The sequence below is a fragment of the Lysobacter korlensis genome, from assembly GCF_042434515.1.
The window spans coordinates 42,124-57,663 of sequence record NZ_JBHLTG010000005.1 but is presented as its reverse complement, the minus strand read 5'-3'; the positions used below and the strand labels follow the sequence as shown (position 1 = coordinate 57,663).

Below are 15,540 nucleotides of genomic sequence, written 5' to 3'. Positions count from 1 at the left end.
GTCTACGGTCTTTCGCATGGAGCAACAGCTGCGAGTCGCATCGAGCATCGATCTGCGCTCGCTCGACACCCGGTCGACCCCTGGATTCCAGGGCGACAAGGCGGCCGGGGAGACGGTCCTGAGCAAGGAGCGAGACGAGCTGGCGGAGCTGCAGGAGAAGCTGTTCGCCGCTGGCCGGTTCGGCGACGAGCGGCGCGTGCTCCTGGTGCTGCAGGCGATGGACACCGCGGGCAAGGGCGGGATCCTCAAGCACGTCGTCGGCTCCGTCGATCCGCAGGGGGTCGACATCGCCGCGTTCAAGGCTCCGACGGCGGAGGAGCAGGCGCACGACTTCCTCTGGCGGGTTCGGAAGCGACTTCCGGAGGCCGGCATGATCGGCGTGTTCGACCGTTCGCACTACGAGGACGTGCTGATCCACCGCGTGCACGGACTCTCGCAGCCCGACGAGATCGATGCCCGCTATGGGCAGATCGTCGACTTCGAACGTGAAGTCGTCGCATCCGGCACCACGCTGATCAAAGTGATGCTGCACATCTCGCCCAAAGAGCAGAAGAAGCGCCTCGCCGAGCGGCTCAAGCGCCCCGACAAGCACTGGAAGTTCAATCCCGGCGACATCACCGAGCGGGCCTGCTGGGACGACTACATGACCGCGTACCAGATCGCGATCGAGCGGACCAGCACCGAAGAGGCGCCCTGGCATGTTGTGCCGGCGGACCGCAAGTGGTACGCCCGGCTGGCCGTGCACCGGCTGCTGCTGGGTGCGCTCCGATCGCTGGGTCAGGACTGGCCGAAGGCGGATTTCGACGTCGACGTGGAGCGCCGGCGGCTCGCCGCGACCTGAGCCGGCACCTCACTCCGGCATTCCGTTCTCCCACGGCAGCCGCTCCCCGTCCTGCACCGGACGGCGCGGCAGCACCACCACCGGGCGATGCTGGCGGTGCGCCAGCCGGGTCGCCACCGATCCGTTGATGAACTCGCGGAGGGTGCCCGCGAAGTTCGGCCTTCGGGTGCCGACGATGATCATCTCCGCGTCGAGCTTCTCGGCGAGCCGGCCGAGTGCATCGGCGGGGTGCCCTCCGGCGAGCGCTCGGGTGCTCCAGCGCACCGGGAGTGGATCGAGCTCGCCCGCGATGCGAGCGCGGAGCTCCTCGTCGAAGTCCTCAACCCGCAGGTCGCTCTCCGAGTACTCCGCGACGTACACGACGTCCGGCGTCGCAAGGCCGTGTGCGGGATCGGGGAGGGTCACCACCGTGCCGTCGGGCCGTTCCTCCACCACACGGCGTGAGGTGTCGACGTTCGCGCAGACCAGTTCGGCGTCGAAACGCTCGGCGAACCGTGCCGCCCTGGATACGAGGCTCACCTCGTCGTCGGGGCGCACCCCGACAATCACGTACTTGGTGCCGCTGCTGTTCATGGTGCGCTCCTCGCCACTTCACCGGGTCGACGGGTCAGTTCAGAGTCTCCCGGTCACCGCTTCATCCCGCAATCACCCCGTTTTGGTGCCTGCTGCGGTGGCGAGCACGCGAGCGGAGGAAACGCATCCTGCCCATCCAGAGCACATGAGGAGTTCGAGCTGCCGTGTGTCCCGCGCGGGTCTCGTTTGCTGGCTGAACGGCGCACGGACGGCCGCCGCGGGGTGGCGCTGGCGGCGGCGACGCGCCTTCCGAAGTCCCGAACGCCTCCCGCCCGGTTCTGAGGCGGCGGCAAGATGGGGGAATGGACCCCGTCGCAGCGCTGAACGAGATCGCCTTCCGCCTCGAGCGGGAGCTGGCTCCGTCGTTCAAGTTCCAGGCATTCCGCAAGGCCGCCGTGACCATCGGGGACCTGTCTCGGGAGGAGCTGGCAGCGCGTGTCGCGGATGGCCGGCTCAAGGCGATGAAGGGGATCGGCGGCCGCACGTTCGAGGTCATCCGGCAGTCGCTCGACGGTGGGGTTCCGGACTATCTAGCCGATCTCCGGGAGCGGGCCGAGGCGAACGCCCCGGGCGGCGCGGAACTTCGCGCGGCGCTCAAGGGCGACTTGCACAGCCACAGCGAGTGGTCGGACGGGACGACGCCGATCGAGCTGATGGTGGATGCGGCCCGAGCGCTCGGGCGGGAGTATCTCGCCCTGACGGATCACTCGCCGAATCTCACGGTCGCCAATGGCCTGAGCGCCGAGCGGCTGACCGAGCAGCTCGGGGTCGTCGCGGGGATCAACGACCGCTTCGACGACTTCCGGCTGCTCACCGGTATCGAGGTCGACATCCTCGAGACGGGCGAGCTGGATCAGACGTCGGAGATGCTGGACCGGCTGGACGTCGTGGTGGCGAGCGTCCACTCGAAGCTCCGTGCGGACTCCGCGACGATGACCGAGCGGATGCTGGGCGGCATCCAGGCCCGCCACACCAACGTGCTCGGCCACTGCACCGGCCGCCTGGTCACCGGCTCCCGGGGCACCCGCCCGGAGTCGGAGTTCGACGCCGAGCGGATCTTCGCCGCCTGCGCCGCCAACGACGTGGCCGTGGAGATCAACTCTCGTCCGGAGCGCCAGGACCCACCCGACCGGCTGATCGCCATGGCCCTCGAGGCCGGCTGCCTGTTCAGCATCGACACCGACGCTCACGCACCGGGACAGCTCGACTTCCTGGCCCTCGGCGCTGAGCGCGCGGCGGCGAACGGCGTTCCGGCCGACCGCATCGTCACCACCTGGCCGGTCGACCGGCTGCTGGAGTGGACCACCGCGAAGCGCTGAACGCCCCCGTCGGCGAACTCGGGAGCGGGCCCGCCGCCGCATCTGCCGATCGGGCCCGTCTTCAGCGGGTCAGCCCGCGTCGCCCGGCGCCACGATGCCGGTCTCGTAGCCGAGGATCACGGCGTGCACCCGGTCGCGCAGGTCGAGCTTCAGCAGGATGCGCCCCACGTGGGTCTTGACCGTCGACTCGGACAGGTGGAACTCGCGGCCGATGTCCGCATTCGAATAGCCCCGCGCGATGGCGGTGAACACCTCCAGCTCCCGGTCGGTGAGCGGCGCCAGCCGGCTGTCCAGGCGGCCACCCGGGCGTGCCGCCTCGGCCGCGGACCCGACCGGCAGCTGCGTGCCGAAGAGCTCGAGCAGCCGCCTGGTCACGCGCGGCTCGACGACGGCGTCGCCCTGCGCGATCGTGCGGATGGCCGCAACGAGCTCCGCAGGCCGGGCGCTCTTCAGCAGGAAGCCGCTCGCGCCCGCGCGCAGACCCGCGAACGCGTACTCGTCCACGTCGTACGTCGTCACGATGAGCACCTTCGTCTGCGGCAGGCGCTCCGTGATCGCGGCGGTCGCCTGAATGCCGTCCATTCCAGGCATGCGAACGTCCATCACCACGACGTCCGGCTTCAGCGCGCCCGCCGCCCGCCCCGCCGACGCGCCGTCGTCGGCCTCGCCGACCACCACGAGGTCCGGCTCACTCTCGAGCACCATGCGGAACCCCATCCGGATCAGCGCCTGATCGTCCACGAGCAGCACCCGGATGCGGGCGGATCCGCCACCGTGTTCGGTCATGTCCCGCTCCCTTCACCGGCGGCTCTGGCCGGCAGCACCGCCTTCACCCGCCAACCGCCGCTCGGGGCGGGGCCCGCCTCCACCCTGCCGCCCAGCATGCTCGCCCGCTCGGTCATCCCGATGATGCCCCTGCCGGATCCGACGGACGTCGTCGCAGCATCGGCATCCCCGCCCTTCCGGTGCCCGTCGTCCAGCACCGTGACGGTACACGCGTCGCGGCCATGCACGAGCGCGACGTCGACCGTGGTGACACCGTCGGCGTAGCGCAGCACGTTGGTCAGCGACTCCTGCAGGATCCGGTACATCGCGAGCTCCTGCGCCGGCAGCCCTGCGGGTTCCCCCGCGACCGTGAACCGGATGGGCAGTCCCGCCGTCCGGAATCGCTCCACCAGCTCGCCGACGTCGCGGGCGGTCGGGGCGGGCAGCGTCGACGACTCCGACGAGGACTCCTCCCGCAGCACACTGAGCACCTTGCGCATGTCGTCCAGCGCCGAGCGGCCGGTTTCGCTCAGCTCACCGAGGGCCTGCTTGGTCATGGCCGGATTGCGGTCGACCGCCGCGGCTGCCCCGTCGGCGAGGGCGACCATGACGGACAGGCTGTGCGCGACGATGTCGTGCATCTCGCGCGCGATGCGGGACCGTTCCGCGAGGGTGGCGATCGTCGCCTGATTGTCCCGCTCGCGAGCCAGCTGCTCGGCGCGTTCCTCCAGGGTCCGGAGGCGCTGCCGCCTGCCGAAGGTCAGCGAACCGAACAGCACGCCGAGCACCGAGGCGATCGCGAGGATCAGCAGCAGGTTCCAGAAGTCGTAGGCGACGCGCGGCGACGGCGGGGTGGCGGAGAGCCAGACCGTCAGTCCGATGGCCGCAACGACCATCGCGCCGGCGCCGGCGATCCAGGCCAGCCTCGGCGAGCGGAAGGCGGCGACCGCGTAGAGGGCCAGTGGGATGGCGAGGATGTCGTTGCTGCCGTCCAGCGACCACGTGAACATCGTGGTCAGCACCGTGACCGCGATCAGCACCTCGAGGGGGCGGTACCGGCGGAACAGCAGCGCGCCGCCGGTGAGGAAGGCCACGATCACGTGCCAGACGGTGGAGAACCCGTCGTCCTGGAGAATCCCGTAGATGCGGTCGAGGGCCAGGGAGATGGCGTAGACGGTGGCGATGGCGCCGTCGAGCAGCCATGGGTGGCGCTCGAAGAACGAGCGCCGCGGCGGCCAGTCGGGAACGGCGGCAGCCGCCGGGGGAGAGGTCTGTTCCTCTCCCCGGCGGCTGACGGGAAACCCTGCCACTACACGTCGCTCCTCTTCCACGAAACCGCGGCAAGGCCGGTGGAGACGGCTGTCCAGCCGAGCAGGATCAGCAGACCTGTCAGGACCGTGCTCCAGCCCACCGCATCCGCCGGCTGGAAGAGAAGCATAGCGGCGGAGCTCGGCAGGGCTTGGGACACGTATCCGCCGATCACGGGAAGCAGCCCGAGGATGCCAGGGGCGAGCAGGATCAACGACAGGACCGCGCCCGCCGCTGCGGCCGTGTTGGAGAACAGGGATCCGATCGCGGTCGCGATCACGGACAGCAGGCCGAGCGAGACGGCGCCGCCCAGGATCACCTGCGCGCCCGTCGCGGACCACAGGTCGCCGCCCATTCCGATGCCGACCAGCGCCGGCTGGGCGACGGCCACGGTGGCGGCCGCAGCGACGACGCCGAGTGCGAACCCGATGATCCCGCTCAGCAGGAGCTTGGCGAGCAGCACGGGCGTGCGCTTCGGCACGGCGGCGAGCGTGACGTTGACGAGGCCCGACCCGCGCTCGCCGCTGACCAGCAGCACGCCGATCAGGGCGATCAGCGCCTGCACCAGCACGAAGGCGAAGGTCATCGCCTGCAGGATCGGCCGCTCACCGAAGTTCTCGATGAGAAGGGACCGTGCGTCGGCCCCCTCGGCCGGGGCGACGGTCGTCACGAGGGGGACCGTCGCGGCGAACAGCGCCGCGGCGCCGACGGTGATCGCGGCGGTCCACATTGGGGGCCGCACGCTTCGCGCTTTGATCCACTCCGAGCGGAGCACGCCGCCGAAGCGCACGCGCGTCTCGGGAGCATGGAGAGTTGCGGATGACATGTGTTCTTCTTCTTTCTTGATCGTGATCTGACTGGTTCAGGCGGAGGTGAATGCGGCCGCGCGGTACTGGACCGACGACTCGGTGAGCGAGAGGTACGCGTCCTCGAGCGAGGTCGCGTGGGTGGTGAGCTCATACACCCGTGCGCCGAGGCGCGCGGCGAGGTCCGCGATCTCGGGAGCTTCCATCCCGACGATCTCGATGGAGTCCGCGGCGGTCGCGGTGACCGTCACACCCCGGGCGACGAGCGCAGCGGTGAGCGCGGCGGTGTCCGGTGTGCGGACCGCCACACGCGACTCGCTTGTCGCGGTGAGGATGTCCGACAGCGGCGCGTCGGCGATGAGCCGCCCGCGCCCGATGACGACCAGATGGTCGGCCGTCAAGGCCATCTCGCTCATCAGGTGGGAGGAGAGGAACACGGTCCGGCCCTCGGCCGCCAGGTGCTTGAGCAGCTTGCGCACCCAGATGACGCCGTCCGGGTCCAGTCCGTTGATCGGCTCGTCGAGGATGAGCGTGCGCGGGTCGCCGAGCAGCGCGGCGGCGATTCCCAGCCGCTGACGCATGCCGAGCGAGAACGTGCCGGCGCGTCGCTGCCCGACCTCCTGAATACCGGCCAGCTCCATCACCTCGTCCACCCGGGTGCGGGGCAGTCCATGCGTCGCGGCGATCGCGGCGAGGTGCGCGCGCGCCGAGCGTCCGGGCTGGAGGTTGCCGGCGTCGAGCAGGGTGCCGAGCTCACGGAGCGGCGCTTCGTGCTGGTCGAGCGGCTTGCCGTTCACCAGGGTCGTTCCCGCGGTCGGCCGGTGGAGGCCGGCGATGGCGCGGAGCGTGGTGGTCTTCCCTGCGCCGTTCGGTCCAAGGAACCCGGTCACGACGCCCGGCAGGACGGTGAATGACACGTCGTCGACGGCGGTGGTCTCGCCGAAGCGCTTGGTGAGATTGTGTACTTCGATCACTTCAGAATCGCCTTCATTTCGGTTCGTTCCGGATCCGCTTCGGATCCCATGTCTCGAAGGTAGGAACTGGCGGGCGCCGGCAGATCGGAGCGCGGTACCGAGCTTCGCGGGAGCGTCATGCCGTAGTACTAGTCGCGGCGGCACGCCGCTGACCGGCGACCGCACCGTCCTCATTTCCGGACCGGCAGTCCGGGGGCTAGCGTGGTGCGAGCATGGACGGCTGTCTTCCCCGCCGTGAGGGGCCGCCCGGAGGAGCTCTGATGGTGCCGTGACGGGAGCCGATCGTCCGGCGATCGCGCCCAGCGTTGCAGAGGCGTGCGAGCGCGTCTGGAACGCCTACGCTTCGCTTCGGCCGCTCGACGCCGATGACTGCGCGGTCGTCTCGGGCCTCGCCGAGCACGAGGTGCAGGAGTGGGCACGAGCGCGGCCCGCTGCCGAGTCGGTGAAGATCGCGGTCGATGCCGGCGCCGGACCCGCCGCGGACGAATTCACGGAGTTCGTGCGCGGGTTCCTGACGTACGGGACGCCCGAGTGGGCCCGGAAGATGGAGCAGTGGCCGTTCGCCAGCGCGGCGGCGAGGGCCAAGGCGGAGCGCTTCGAGCGGTATGTCGGCTACCTCGACCGCGCCGTCAGAGACCGTGATCTGCGGTTCCCGGACCCGCGCACGGGCCGCGAGGTCAGCGCGTCGGACGCCGTTCAGATCTTCGATCGCACCGTCTGGTCCTTCTTCGGCGACAGGCTCGTTCTGCTGTTCGCGGCTGGGGCGGGCAGCAGGGCGCTGGGCGTCCTGGTGCCGGAGGAGAATCGCCTCTACGACTTCAGCGCACAGCTGCACACCGCCGCCTCCGCCGACGGGATGGCCAACGTGGTCGGGCTTCTGCTCCGGCGAGTCGCGACGCACCGGGAGCTGTACCACCGCGCCGTGGACGCCGGAGCGACGACGGCGCCCCGGCAGGTGACCTTGATGGCGGGCAGAATCCAGAACTTCGCGCATCACCTCTGGAACAACTACTCGGGCATTGAACGGCTGGTGCTCGCCGGTCTCGCCGGCAACGTGACCGAGGTGCGCTCCGCCGGCAGCGAGTTCTTCGGCCCGGTGGCAGAGGTCTTCCCCGAGCTGGCCGGCGCGACACAGCAGCGAGACCGCCGCGGGCCGAGCTGGGACCCGCATCCGTTCTCCGCCGACCACCTCCTGGTCCCTGCCGGTGGCTACCTCATCCCGCAGTCGCTGACCGAGCGGGTCCACCGCGCGATGGCGGACCGGCCGCCGACCGGTGCGGTCGAACCCGCCACGACCCCGTTCGGCCGGCCCGTGATCTGGATCGGCCTCCGACTCGGCGACAAGTCGTGGGCCGACCAGAGAACCGAGGTGCCACGGCTGATCCGGCGGCTGCTCGATCGCAGCCCCGAGGCGACGGTGCTGCTCGACGGCTGGTCGTATCCGGTCGGCGTGGACGAGGCGAGCGCCAAGTGGGCGCCGGCGATCGCCCAGCTCACGGCGCTCGCCGACCGCATCGTCAAGCGATCGGGCCGACCGGGTCAGGTGCGCAGCCTCGTGGGCAACTCACTGCGCGAGAGCGTGCTCTGGGCGCGTGAGGTGAACGCATACATCGCTCCGCTCGGGACGTCTCAGCACAAGATCGGCTGGCTGACGTCCGCGCCCGGCATCATCTACGCGTCACCGACGATCGAACGGGTGAAGCCGGAGCTCCGGCCGGGCGCCTACGAGGCCGAATGCAGCACCCTGCCGCGCTACGTTCTCGGCAGCGTCGCGAAAGCCGGGGAGCGGCGCGACTCGCGCGACCGCCGCGGCCACCTCGACAACCTGCACCTCGACGGCGCGGCGCTGGCCGACGAGCTCCTGATCCTTCTGGGCGACGACAGCGGCGAGTCGATGGAAGCCCGGCGCGCGGCGCCGGCGTGGAAGGACATCCGCCTCGGCCGGACCTTGCGAAGCCTCATCCGGCGTCATCGCGGCTGACTGAACCCGTCCACCCGCAGGGGTGCGGCTCGATCCCGGCGCGCCGCGCCGTTCTCCGGGGATTTCTCAGGGATAGGCTCCGGATCGGGACGCTCCGGAACCCCGAACGCACGACGGTGGCGGGGCCCGCGTCTCTTCCTCTTCATCGGGTCCGTCCGGTCTTCGAGAACGAGGTCGACAGAGCATGAAGAGCACACCGTCCACGAACCGGCTGCGGTCCTTGTCCGCGGGTCTCGGCGTGGCACTGCTGAGCGGCGCCCTCGCCGCGAGCGCAGCTCCCGCCCAGGCGCTCGTGGTCGAGGAGACCGGTCACACGATCACTGGAAGCGTGACCACGCTCGATGCCAACGGTGTGTCGGCCGCGGCGGATGGCGCGTTCATCGACCTGTACTTGGAGCCCTACGCCGACGGCGACCTGCCGTGGGACGAGGCGGAATCCGCCCCCGACGGCACGTTCGAGGTGCTGGGGGTCGAGGACGGCGAGTACTCGATCGACGTCTACCTGCCAGACGACGACGAATTCGTGGCGCAGAGCATCCCCTTCACGGTGAGCGGTGCCGATGTGGTGATCCCGACGATCGAGCTGAAGACGGCGCTCGACGTCGGAACCCTCGAGGTCACCGGATCCAGCGTCGTGGGGAAGACCCTCACCGTGCTGACCGACGGCTGGCCCGCCGGAGCGACGCTCCACTATCAGTGGGGATACTCCACCGGCCAGTCAGGCGGCCCGATCGACGGTGCCACCTCGGCGACCTACACGATCACCGCGGACCACATCGGGCACATGCTGAGCGTCTTCGTCACCGCGACGAAGCCGGGCTTCGAAGCGTCGCAGGCCTCGCTGTTCTCGGACGAGGTCGTCACCGCACCGAAGAAGCCCGCAGCACCCGCGCCGGTCGCCGACTCCGACGGCCTTGCCTCCTACCTCGTCGGCAAGGGCTCAACGCCGCAGCCCCAGGACTCGGTGGGCCTTCCGTCCGGTTCGCTGAACCCCGCCAAGGGCTACGAGGCCAGCGTCCCGTGGCTGAGCCCGGACTCCTTCGTCGACGTCTACCTGTACTCCACGCCGGTGTTCGTCGGCACCTTCCCGGTCGTGGACGGGGTCGTGCAGATCACCCTGAGCGCCGACCTGCTGAGCGAGCTGGCCGCAGGTGGCCACACCCTCGTCGTGCTCGGGCAGTCGAGCGGAGCGGTGAGCAGCGTCACGGTGAGCATCGCCGCGATGCTCGCCTCGACCGGCGTCGACCCGGTCGCCGCCTTTGCGGCATCCGGCGTCTTCCTGCTCCTCGGTGGCCTCTCGCTGGTCGCCGCTCGGCGCATCCGCTCGAAGGCCTGAGCAACCGGGATGCGGTGGATCCGGCCGGCGGCTCCGTGGGCGTCGCCGGCCGGGACGCTTCCGTGCCCGGCCGGTGCCAGGGTGGGACGCCGGACCCACCGGACTCATCCGACTTCTGGCGCCCGGCGCTATAGCGTTGGGGAAGCATGTCGACACTTCTGAAACGCAGCGATGAGGTCGCCGCCGCGCTCGCCGACCGGCGGCCGGTGGTGGCGCTCGAGTCCACCATCATCTCCCATGGGCTTCCCCGCCCGCGGAACCACGGCGCGGCCATCGAGTTCGAGACGATCCTCCGCGACGCGGGGGTCACCCCTGCGACCGTCGCGGTGCTGGACGGCGTTCCGCGGGTCGGACTCGACGCCGATGGCGTCCGCCGCATCGCCGAGGAGGAGCTCAGCAAGGCGAGTGTGCGAGACCTTCCCGTCCTCGCCGGTACCGGCGCGAGCGGCGCCACCACCGTCGCAGCAACGGCCCATCTCGCCGCGAAAGCCGGCATCCGGGTCTTCGCCACTGGCGGCCTCGGCGGCGTGCACCGCGGCGCGTCCGAGACCTTCGATGAGTCGGCGGACCTGTCGACCCTCGCGGTGACCCCGATCACGGTGGTGAGCGCGGGAGTGAAGTCGGTGCTCGACATCGCCGCCACGCTTGAGCGGCTGGAGACGCTGAGCGTGCCCGTGCTCGGCTACGGGACCAGGGCGTTCCCGAGCTTCTGGCTGCGCGAGTCGGGCTTCGAGCTGGACTGGTCGGTCGCCGGCGCCGCGGAGGTGGCCGCCGTGATGCGGGCACACGACCAGCTGGGGCACCGGCAGGGCATCGTGGTGGCGAACCCGATCCCTGCGGAGCAGCAGTGGGACCCCGCGGAGCACGACCGCGTGCTCGCGGAGGCGTTCGCGGCGGCCGATGCGGCGGGTGTGCGCGGCAAGGCGGTGACCCCGTTCCTGCTCGGCTTCATCGTCGACGCCTCCGGTGGTCGCAGCCTCGAGGTGAACCTCGACCTGGCGAGGAACAACGTGCGAGTGGCCGGCGCGATCGCCACCGAGTGGTCCCGGATGGATGTCTGACGGCCGCACGACGATCGTCGTCATGGGTGACGTGATCGACGACATCCTCGTGCAGCCGCTGCGCCCGGTCGAGCCGGACAGCGACACCCCCGCAACCATCACCGCCCGCCCCGGGGGCAGCGCCGGAAACGCGGCCGCCTGGCTGGGCTTCCTCGGCGCGGAGGTCGCTTTCGTCGGCAGGGTGGGGGCTGCCGACGCCGAGCGGCACGCTGCGCTGTTCCGTGCGGCGGGCGTGGAGCCGAACCTCACGATCGACCCTGTGCTCCCCACCGGAGCCGTGGTGAGCATCGTGGAGGGACAGTCGCGGACCATGCTCACCCAACGCGGGGCCAACACCGGATTCGACCCCGCATCGGTGACCGATGAGCTCCTCGCGCGCGCAGCGGTGCTGCACCTGACCGGCTACACCCTGTTCGGCGCCGCCGATCACGCGCAGTACCGCGCGCTGTTCGCCCGGGCGCGCGCGCACGGCGTCGCCATCTCGGTCGACTGCGGCGCAGCGAGCTTCCTGCGTGGCGACGGGGGCCGCCGCTTCCTCGATGTGGTCGCTGGGACGACGATCCTGTTCCCCAACCTCGACGAGGGCAGGGCGCTCACCGGCCGGGGCGAGCCGGCGGACGTCGTCCGGGTTCTGCTGAACCAGTTCCCCGTCGCGGCGCTCACCCTCGGTGCGGCAGGCTGCCTCGTCGCGCGAGCCGGTGGCGAGCAGGTGCCGATTCCGGCCGTTCCCACCGCCGTCGTCGACACGACGGGTGCAGGCGATGCGTTCGCGGCCGGTTTCCTGGCGGAATGGGTCCGCTCCGGATCGATCGGTCGAGCGGGTTCCGCCGGGGTCGAGGCCGCTGCGGACTGCGTCGGGATCATCGGCGGCCGCCCCGCCGAGCGGCCGCTGGCTACGGGTTGATTGCGAGGAACAGGAAGGCCGCGAACAGGATCAGGTGCAGTGCTCCCTGAAGACGGGTGACCCGCCCGGGCATCACGGTGAGCACGCTCACCAGCATCGTCAAGACCAGGAGCACGATCTGCGTCGAGCCCAGCCCGAGCACGAGCGGGCCGGACAGCCAGATGCTCGCGACCGCGATGGCCGGGATGGTGAGGCCGATGCTCGCCATCGCCGAGCCGTAGGCGAGATTGAAGCTCGTCTGCATCCGGTTCCGGATGGCTGAGCGGGCCGAGGACAGCCCCTCCGGGAGCAGCACCAGCAGTGCGATCACCACACCGACGAAGGAGTGCGGGATCCCGGCGGCCGCGACGCCTGCCTCGATCGCCGGGGAGATGGTTTTCGCGAGCACCACGACCGCCACGAGCGCGACGATCAGGAGCGCGAAGCTCGAAAGTGCCGTCCGGTTGGACGGGACCGGAACGTGGTCGTCCTCCTCTTTGCGCCGTGCAGACTTGCTCGGGGGCGGCACCGGCAGGAAGAAGCTCCGGTGGCGCACCGTCTGGGTGAACACGAAGGCGGCATAGAGCACGAGTGACGACACGGCAGCGAAGCCCAGCTGTGAGGGCGAGAACTCCGGCCCGGGAAGGCTTGTGGTGAAGTTCGGCAGCACCAGCGTCAGCGTCGCGAGGGTGGCGACGACGGCCAGCGCGGCCCCGGCGCCTTCCGCGTTGAACCGCGGCAGCCCGTGCTTGATGGATCCCAGCAGCACGGCGAGGCCGACGATGCCGTTGCAGGTGATCATCACCGCGGCGAAGACGGTGTCGCGCGCGAGGGAGGCCGTATCCGGTCCGCCGGAGAGCATCAGGGTGAGGATCAGCCCGACCTCGATCACGGTCACGGCGACCGCGAGGGTGAGCGACCCGAACGGCTCCCCGACGCGGTGGGCGACGACCTCCGCGTGGTGCACGGCGGCGAGGACCGCGCCGATGAGCACCAGCCCCACGAGCACGTTGCCGAGTGGGGCAAGCGTCTGACCCCACGTCACGACCACGGCGACGAGGGCGAGCAGCGGGATGACCGTCGCCCAGTGCCGCCGAACCCGAGAGGCCAGAGTCCGAGAGGCCAGTGTGCTCGTCCCCCGCGCGTCGTTCATTCTCGGGGAAGCCTACCGTGGAGCCCGTCCGGGTCCTCCGGCGGCGCCACCGGCCTTCGTCGACTCGTACGCGGCCAGCGCGCGGCGACGCGACAGGGCGAGGTCGACGACCGGCTCGGGATAGTCCGCCGAGTCCACCTCCGGCACCCAGGTGCGGATGTACCGGCGCTCGGGGTCGAACTTCTGCGCCTGCAGCACCGGGTTGAAGATCCGGAAGTATGGCGCGGCGTCCATTCCGGAGCCCGCGATCCACTGCCAGTTGCCGGGGTTGTTGGCCTCGTCGGCGTCGACCAGGGTGTCCCAGAACCATCGCTCGCCGACCCGCCAGTCGACGAGGAGGTTCTTCACCAGGAAGCTGGCTGCCGCGAGGCGCACACGGTTGTGCATGTACCCGGTCCTCCAGAGCTCCCGCATGCCGGCGTCGACGAGGGGGATGCCCGTCCGCCCATGTCGCCACGCCTCGATCTCCGCGCCCGCCTCGGACTCGGACTGCCACGGGAAGCGGTCGAACTCCGAGCGGATGTTCCGCTCGGCCAGCTGCGGGAAGGAGTACAGCACGTGCCAGTTGAACTCCCGCCAGCCCAGCTCGCCGAGGAACTTATCGGCCACCGTCGCATCCGCCCCGGGCACCGCCGAGGTGATGCGGTGCCAGACCTGCACGGGACTCACCTCCCCGAATCGCAGGCGCGGGCTCAGGCGCGACGTGACCGACCGGCTGGGCTGGTCGCGAAGACCGTAGTCGACGAGGGTCTCGTCCACGAAGTCGTTCAGCGCGATGAGCGCGTCGGGCTCGCCGGGCGACCATGTGTCGCGGATGCCGCCCGCCCAGTCGGGCGCCGTGGGCAGCAGCTGCCAGGAGCCGAGCAGGTCGCTGGGCACCGGGTCCGGCGGGGCGCTCAGGCGGGCCGGCGTCGGCGCGAGCGGCCGGACGTCACGCTGCCGGCAGGCGCGCCAGAACGGGGTGTACACGCGGTACGGCTCCCCGGAGCCGTTCGTGACGGTGTGTGGCTCGAAGAGCAGGTTCGCGGCGAAGCTCTCTGCTTCGACGCCGTCCTCCCGCAGCCGCGTCTTCAGGCGGGCGTCGATCTCGCGGGCGGCTGAGTAGCGGCGGTTCCACAGCACCGCCCCCGCGCCGGTCTCGGCGACCAGCTCCTGAATGACCCGTTCGGCGCCGCCTCGCCGCAGCACCAGGGGAGTGCCGAGCTCGGCGAGCCGTTCCGCGAGGCTGGTCAGGCTGTGGTGCAGCCACCAGCGGCTCGCGGAGCCGATCGGGCGCACCTCCGCGCTGTCGTCGTCCAGCACGAACACCACGACGACGGGGCCCCCACGGTCGGTCGCCGCAGCGAGCGCCGGATTGTCCGTGATGCGGAGATCGTCGCGCAGCCACACCAGCGTGGTGCGCGCCGCATCGTCAGCGGCGTGCACCGGCTCGGAGCTTGTCGCAGAGCCCGGCGAGCTCCTTCAGCTCGGCCGCCGAGAGGGCGCCGCCGACCCGCTGGACGATCGCGTCGGCGTGCCGGACGCCGACCCGGCGGAAGACCGCGAACCCGGCGTCGGTGAGCCGCACGATGCGGCCTCGCGCATCGGCCGGGTCGTTCACCTTCTCGACCAGCCCCCGCCCCACAAGGCGGTCGATCATCCGGCTGACGCTCGGCTGGGTGAGGAGCAGCTGCGAGTTGAGATCCCGGATTCGCGACGAGCGCTCCGGCTGCTTTGAGAGGTTGAACAGCACGTCGTATTCGGTGAACGACACCTCATCGGTGGGGAAGGCGGCGTTCAGCTCCCGCAGCACGCTCACCTGTGCGCGGAACAGCGACTCCCAGGCGTCGACGGCGATGGATTTCTCGCTCATCCGGCCAGCCTATTGGGCGATGGAACGCCCACCGGATCACCCCATCCGGAGACAGAATGAGGGCCGGTCGCAGAGGCTAGCGACCGGCCCTCTCCCTTGCACCAAGAGTGTCCTGCAATCACATTCCGCGGTAGCTGCCACAGCAAACAACTAACGCTCTTGAAATATATAACGGCGAGGTAACGGCGTCTAGTTATCTGTTCGTTATTTTTCCTGCGAGTTTTCCCCGGTCGGGTTTTCCGAGCTCGGCGCGCCCGTCCGATGCATTCCAGGCATCACCGCGGCGATCGCGCTCACCTCGATCAGGGCGCCAGGCACGCCGAGCCCGGCGACCACGGCGGCGGTGACGAGTGGCGGCGCTCCACCGGTGGCCAGTCGCGGCGCGATGGCGCCGTAGGCGGCGCCGAGGTCGGCGCCTGCGGCGATGAACACGGTCCACTGGATGACGTCGGCGAGCGTTGCGCCCGCCGCCTCGAGCGCGATGCTCGCGTTGTCGACGGCTCGCACCGACTGCGCAGCGACGTCGGCCGACACGACCGAGCCGCTGGAGTCGACGCCGTTCTGGCCACCGACGTAGATGGTCGTTGCGCCCGGCGGAACGATCGCGACGTGGCTGAATGCCGGGCTCACGACGAGGCCGGCGGGTTGCATGCGGGTGATCTCCATGACCCGACGCTCGCAACGAACT

The 15,540-nt window shown here is 70.4% G+C and carries 15 protein-coding genes; 6 read left to right on the top strand and 9 right to left on the bottom strand.

Annotated features, from left to right (window positions below):
- Positions 1-16 precede the first annotated feature (16 nt).
- Complete coding sequence (locus tag ACFFGH_RS19595; RefSeq protein ID WP_386671440.1) at positions 17-841, top strand: PPK2 family polyphosphate kinase; 825 nt, start codon at positions 17-19, stop codon at positions 839-841.
- A 9-nt stretch (positions 842-850) separates the two neighbouring features.
- Here the strand turns inward: ACFFGH_RS19595 and ACFFGH_RS19590 are convergent, their stop codons facing one another.
- Entirely contained in the window at positions 851-1,414 is a 564-nt protein-coding gene (locus ACFFGH_RS19590) for a universal stress protein (RefSeq protein WP_386671438.1), read from the bottom strand.
- A 302-nt stretch (positions 1,415-1,716) separates the two neighbouring features.
- Here ACFFGH_RS19590 and ACFFGH_RS19585 point away from each other — a divergent pair, with 302 nt between their 5' ends.
- A complete protein-coding gene (locus tag ACFFGH_RS19585) occupies positions 1,717-2,733 on the top strand; it encodes a PHP domain-containing protein (protein ID WP_386671436.1) in 1,017 nt (338 codons plus the stop codon).
- A 69-nt stretch (positions 2,734-2,802) separates the two neighbouring features.
- On the opposite strand, the gene ACFFGH_RS19580 is transcribed toward ACFFGH_RS19585, so the two are convergent.
- From ACFFGH_RS19580 to ACFFGH_RS19565, 4 genes are read right to left on the bottom strand one after another with little or no spacing between them, the layout of a single operon-like run.
- On the bottom strand, positions 2,803-3,519 hold the full coding sequence (locus tag ACFFGH_RS19580; RefSeq protein ID WP_386671434.1) for a response regulator transcription factor: 717 nt from the start codon (positions 3,517-3,519) through the stop codon (positions 2,803-2,805).
- Complete coding sequence (locus ACFFGH_RS19575; protein ID WP_386671432.1) at positions 3,516-4,808, bottom strand: sensor histidine kinase; 1,293 nt, start codon at positions 4,806-4,808, stop codon at positions 3,516-3,518. The genes ACFFGH_RS19580 and ACFFGH_RS19575 overlap by 4 nt, the downstream gene beginning before the upstream one ends.
- Positions 4,808-5,632: an ABC-2 transporter permease gene (locus ACFFGH_RS19570; protein WP_386671430.1), complete on the bottom strand. Its 825-nt coding sequence runs from the start codon at positions 5,630-5,632 to the stop codon at positions 4,808-4,810. Before ACFFGH_RS19570 ends, ACFFGH_RS19575 begins: the two co-directional genes overlap by 1 nt.
- 36 nt (positions 5,633-5,668) lie before the next feature.
- On the bottom strand, positions 5,669-6,586 hold the full coding sequence (locus tag ACFFGH_RS19565) for an ABC transporter ATP-binding protein (RefSeq protein WP_386671428.1): 918 nt from the start codon (positions 6,584-6,586) through the stop codon (positions 5,669-5,671).
- A gap of 268 nt (positions 6,587-6,854) precedes the next feature.
- Here ACFFGH_RS19565 and ACFFGH_RS19560 point away from each other — a divergent pair, with 268 nt between their 5' ends.
- The 4 genes from ACFFGH_RS19560 to ACFFGH_RS19545 all read left to right on the top strand — a co-directional run bounded on the left by ACFFGH_RS19560 (position 6,855) and on the right by ACFFGH_RS19545 (position 11,868).
- On the top strand, positions 6,855-8,567 hold the full coding sequence (locus ACFFGH_RS19560) for a hypothetical protein (protein ID WP_386671426.1): 1,713 nt from the start codon (positions 6,855-6,857) through the stop codon (positions 8,565-8,567).
- 184 nt (positions 8,568-8,751) lie between these two features.
- Positions 8,752-9,903 (top strand): hypothetical protein, encoded by a 1,152-nt coding sequence (locus tag ACFFGH_RS19555; protein WP_386671424.1) that lies wholly within the window; start codon positions 8,752-8,754, stop codon positions 9,901-9,903.
- Between the two features lie 146 nt (positions 9,904-10,049).
- Positions 10,050-10,964 (top strand): pseudouridine-5'-phosphate glycosidase, encoded by a 915-nt coding sequence (locus tag ACFFGH_RS19550; protein ID WP_386671422.1) that lies wholly within the window; start codon positions 10,050-10,052, stop codon positions 10,962-10,964.
- Positions 10,957-11,868, top strand: a complete 912-nt coding sequence (locus ACFFGH_RS19545) for a carbohydrate kinase family protein (protein WP_386671420.1) — start codon at positions 10,957-10,959, stop codon at positions 11,866-11,868. The genes ACFFGH_RS19550 and ACFFGH_RS19545 overlap by 8 nt, the downstream gene beginning before the upstream one ends.
- On the opposite strand, the gene ACFFGH_RS19540 is transcribed toward ACFFGH_RS19545, so the two are convergent.
- From ACFFGH_RS19540 to ACFFGH_RS19525, 4 genes are all read right to left on the bottom strand, one after another.
- Positions 11,858-13,000 carry a calcium:cation antiporter gene (locus ACFFGH_RS19540; protein ID WP_386671418.1) on the bottom strand — a complete coding sequence of 381 codons (1,143 nt, stop codon included), beginning with the start codon at positions 12,998-13,000 and terminating at the stop codon, positions 11,858-11,860. The genes ACFFGH_RS19545 and ACFFGH_RS19540 overlap by 11 nt on opposite strands.
- A gap of 12 nt (positions 13,001-13,012) precedes the next feature.
- Positions 13,013-14,425, bottom strand: coding sequence for a cryptochrome/photolyase family protein (locus tag ACFFGH_RS19535; protein WP_386671416.1), 1,413 nt, complete (start codon positions 14,423-14,425; stop codon positions 13,013-13,015).
- Positions 14,412-14,852: a MarR family winged helix-turn-helix transcriptional regulator gene (locus ACFFGH_RS19530; RefSeq protein WP_386671414.1), complete on the bottom strand. Its 441-nt coding sequence runs from the start codon at positions 14,850-14,852 to the stop codon at positions 14,412-14,414. The genes ACFFGH_RS19535 and ACFFGH_RS19530 overlap by 14 nt, the downstream gene beginning before the upstream one ends.
- Before the next feature lie 204 nt (positions 14,853-15,056).
- Positions 15,057-15,518, bottom strand: coding sequence for a RidA family protein (locus tag ACFFGH_RS19525; protein ID WP_386671412.1), 462 nt, complete (start codon positions 15,516-15,518; stop codon positions 15,057-15,059).
- Positions 15,519-15,540: the final 22 nt, after the last annotated feature.

Excerpts from the sequence above, each read along its gene's own strand:
- ACFFGH_RS19595 (WP_386671440.1), top strand. The coding sequence starts at position 17 with ATGGAGCAACAGCTGCGAGTCGCATCGAGCATCGATCTGCGCTCGCTC.
- ACFFGH_RS19590 (WP_386671438.1), bottom strand. The coding sequence starts at position 1,414 with ATGAACAGCAGCGGCACCAAGTACGTGATTGTCGGGGTGCGCCCCGAC.
- ACFFGH_RS19585 (WP_386671436.1), top strand. The coding sequence starts at position 1,717 with ATGGACCCCGTCGCAGCGCTGAACGAGATCGCCTTCCGCCTCGAGCGG.
- ACFFGH_RS19580 (WP_386671434.1), bottom strand. The coding sequence starts at position 3,519 with ATGACCGAACACGGTGGCGGATCCGCCCGCATCCGGGTGCTGCTCGTG.
- ACFFGH_RS19570 (WP_386671430.1), bottom strand. The coding sequence starts at position 5,632 with ATGTCATCCGCAACTCTCCATGCTCCCGAGACGCGCGTGCGCTTCGGC.
- ACFFGH_RS19555 (WP_386671424.1), top strand. The coding sequence starts at position 8,752 with ATGAAGAGCACACCGTCCACGAACCGGCTGCGGTCCTTGTCCGCGGGT.
- ACFFGH_RS19550 (WP_386671422.1), top strand. The coding sequence starts at position 10,050 with ATGTCGACACTTCTGAAACGCAGCGATGAGGTCGCCGCCGCGCTCGCC.
- ACFFGH_RS19545 (WP_386671420.1), top strand. The coding sequence starts at position 10,957 with ATGTCTGACGGCCGCACGACGATCGTCGTCATGGGTGACGTGATCGAC.
- ACFFGH_RS19540 (WP_386671418.1), bottom strand. The coding sequence starts at position 13,000 with ATGAACGACGCGCGGGGGACGAGCACACTGGCCTCTCGGACTCTGGCC.
- ACFFGH_RS19530 (WP_386671414.1), bottom strand. The coding sequence starts at position 14,852 with ATGAGCGAGAAATCCATCGCCGTCGACGCCTGGGAGTCGCTGTTCCGC.
- ACFFGH_RS19525 (WP_386671412.1), bottom strand. The coding sequence starts at position 15,518 with ATGGAGATCACCCGCATGCAACCCGCCGGCCTCGTCGTGAGCCCGGCA.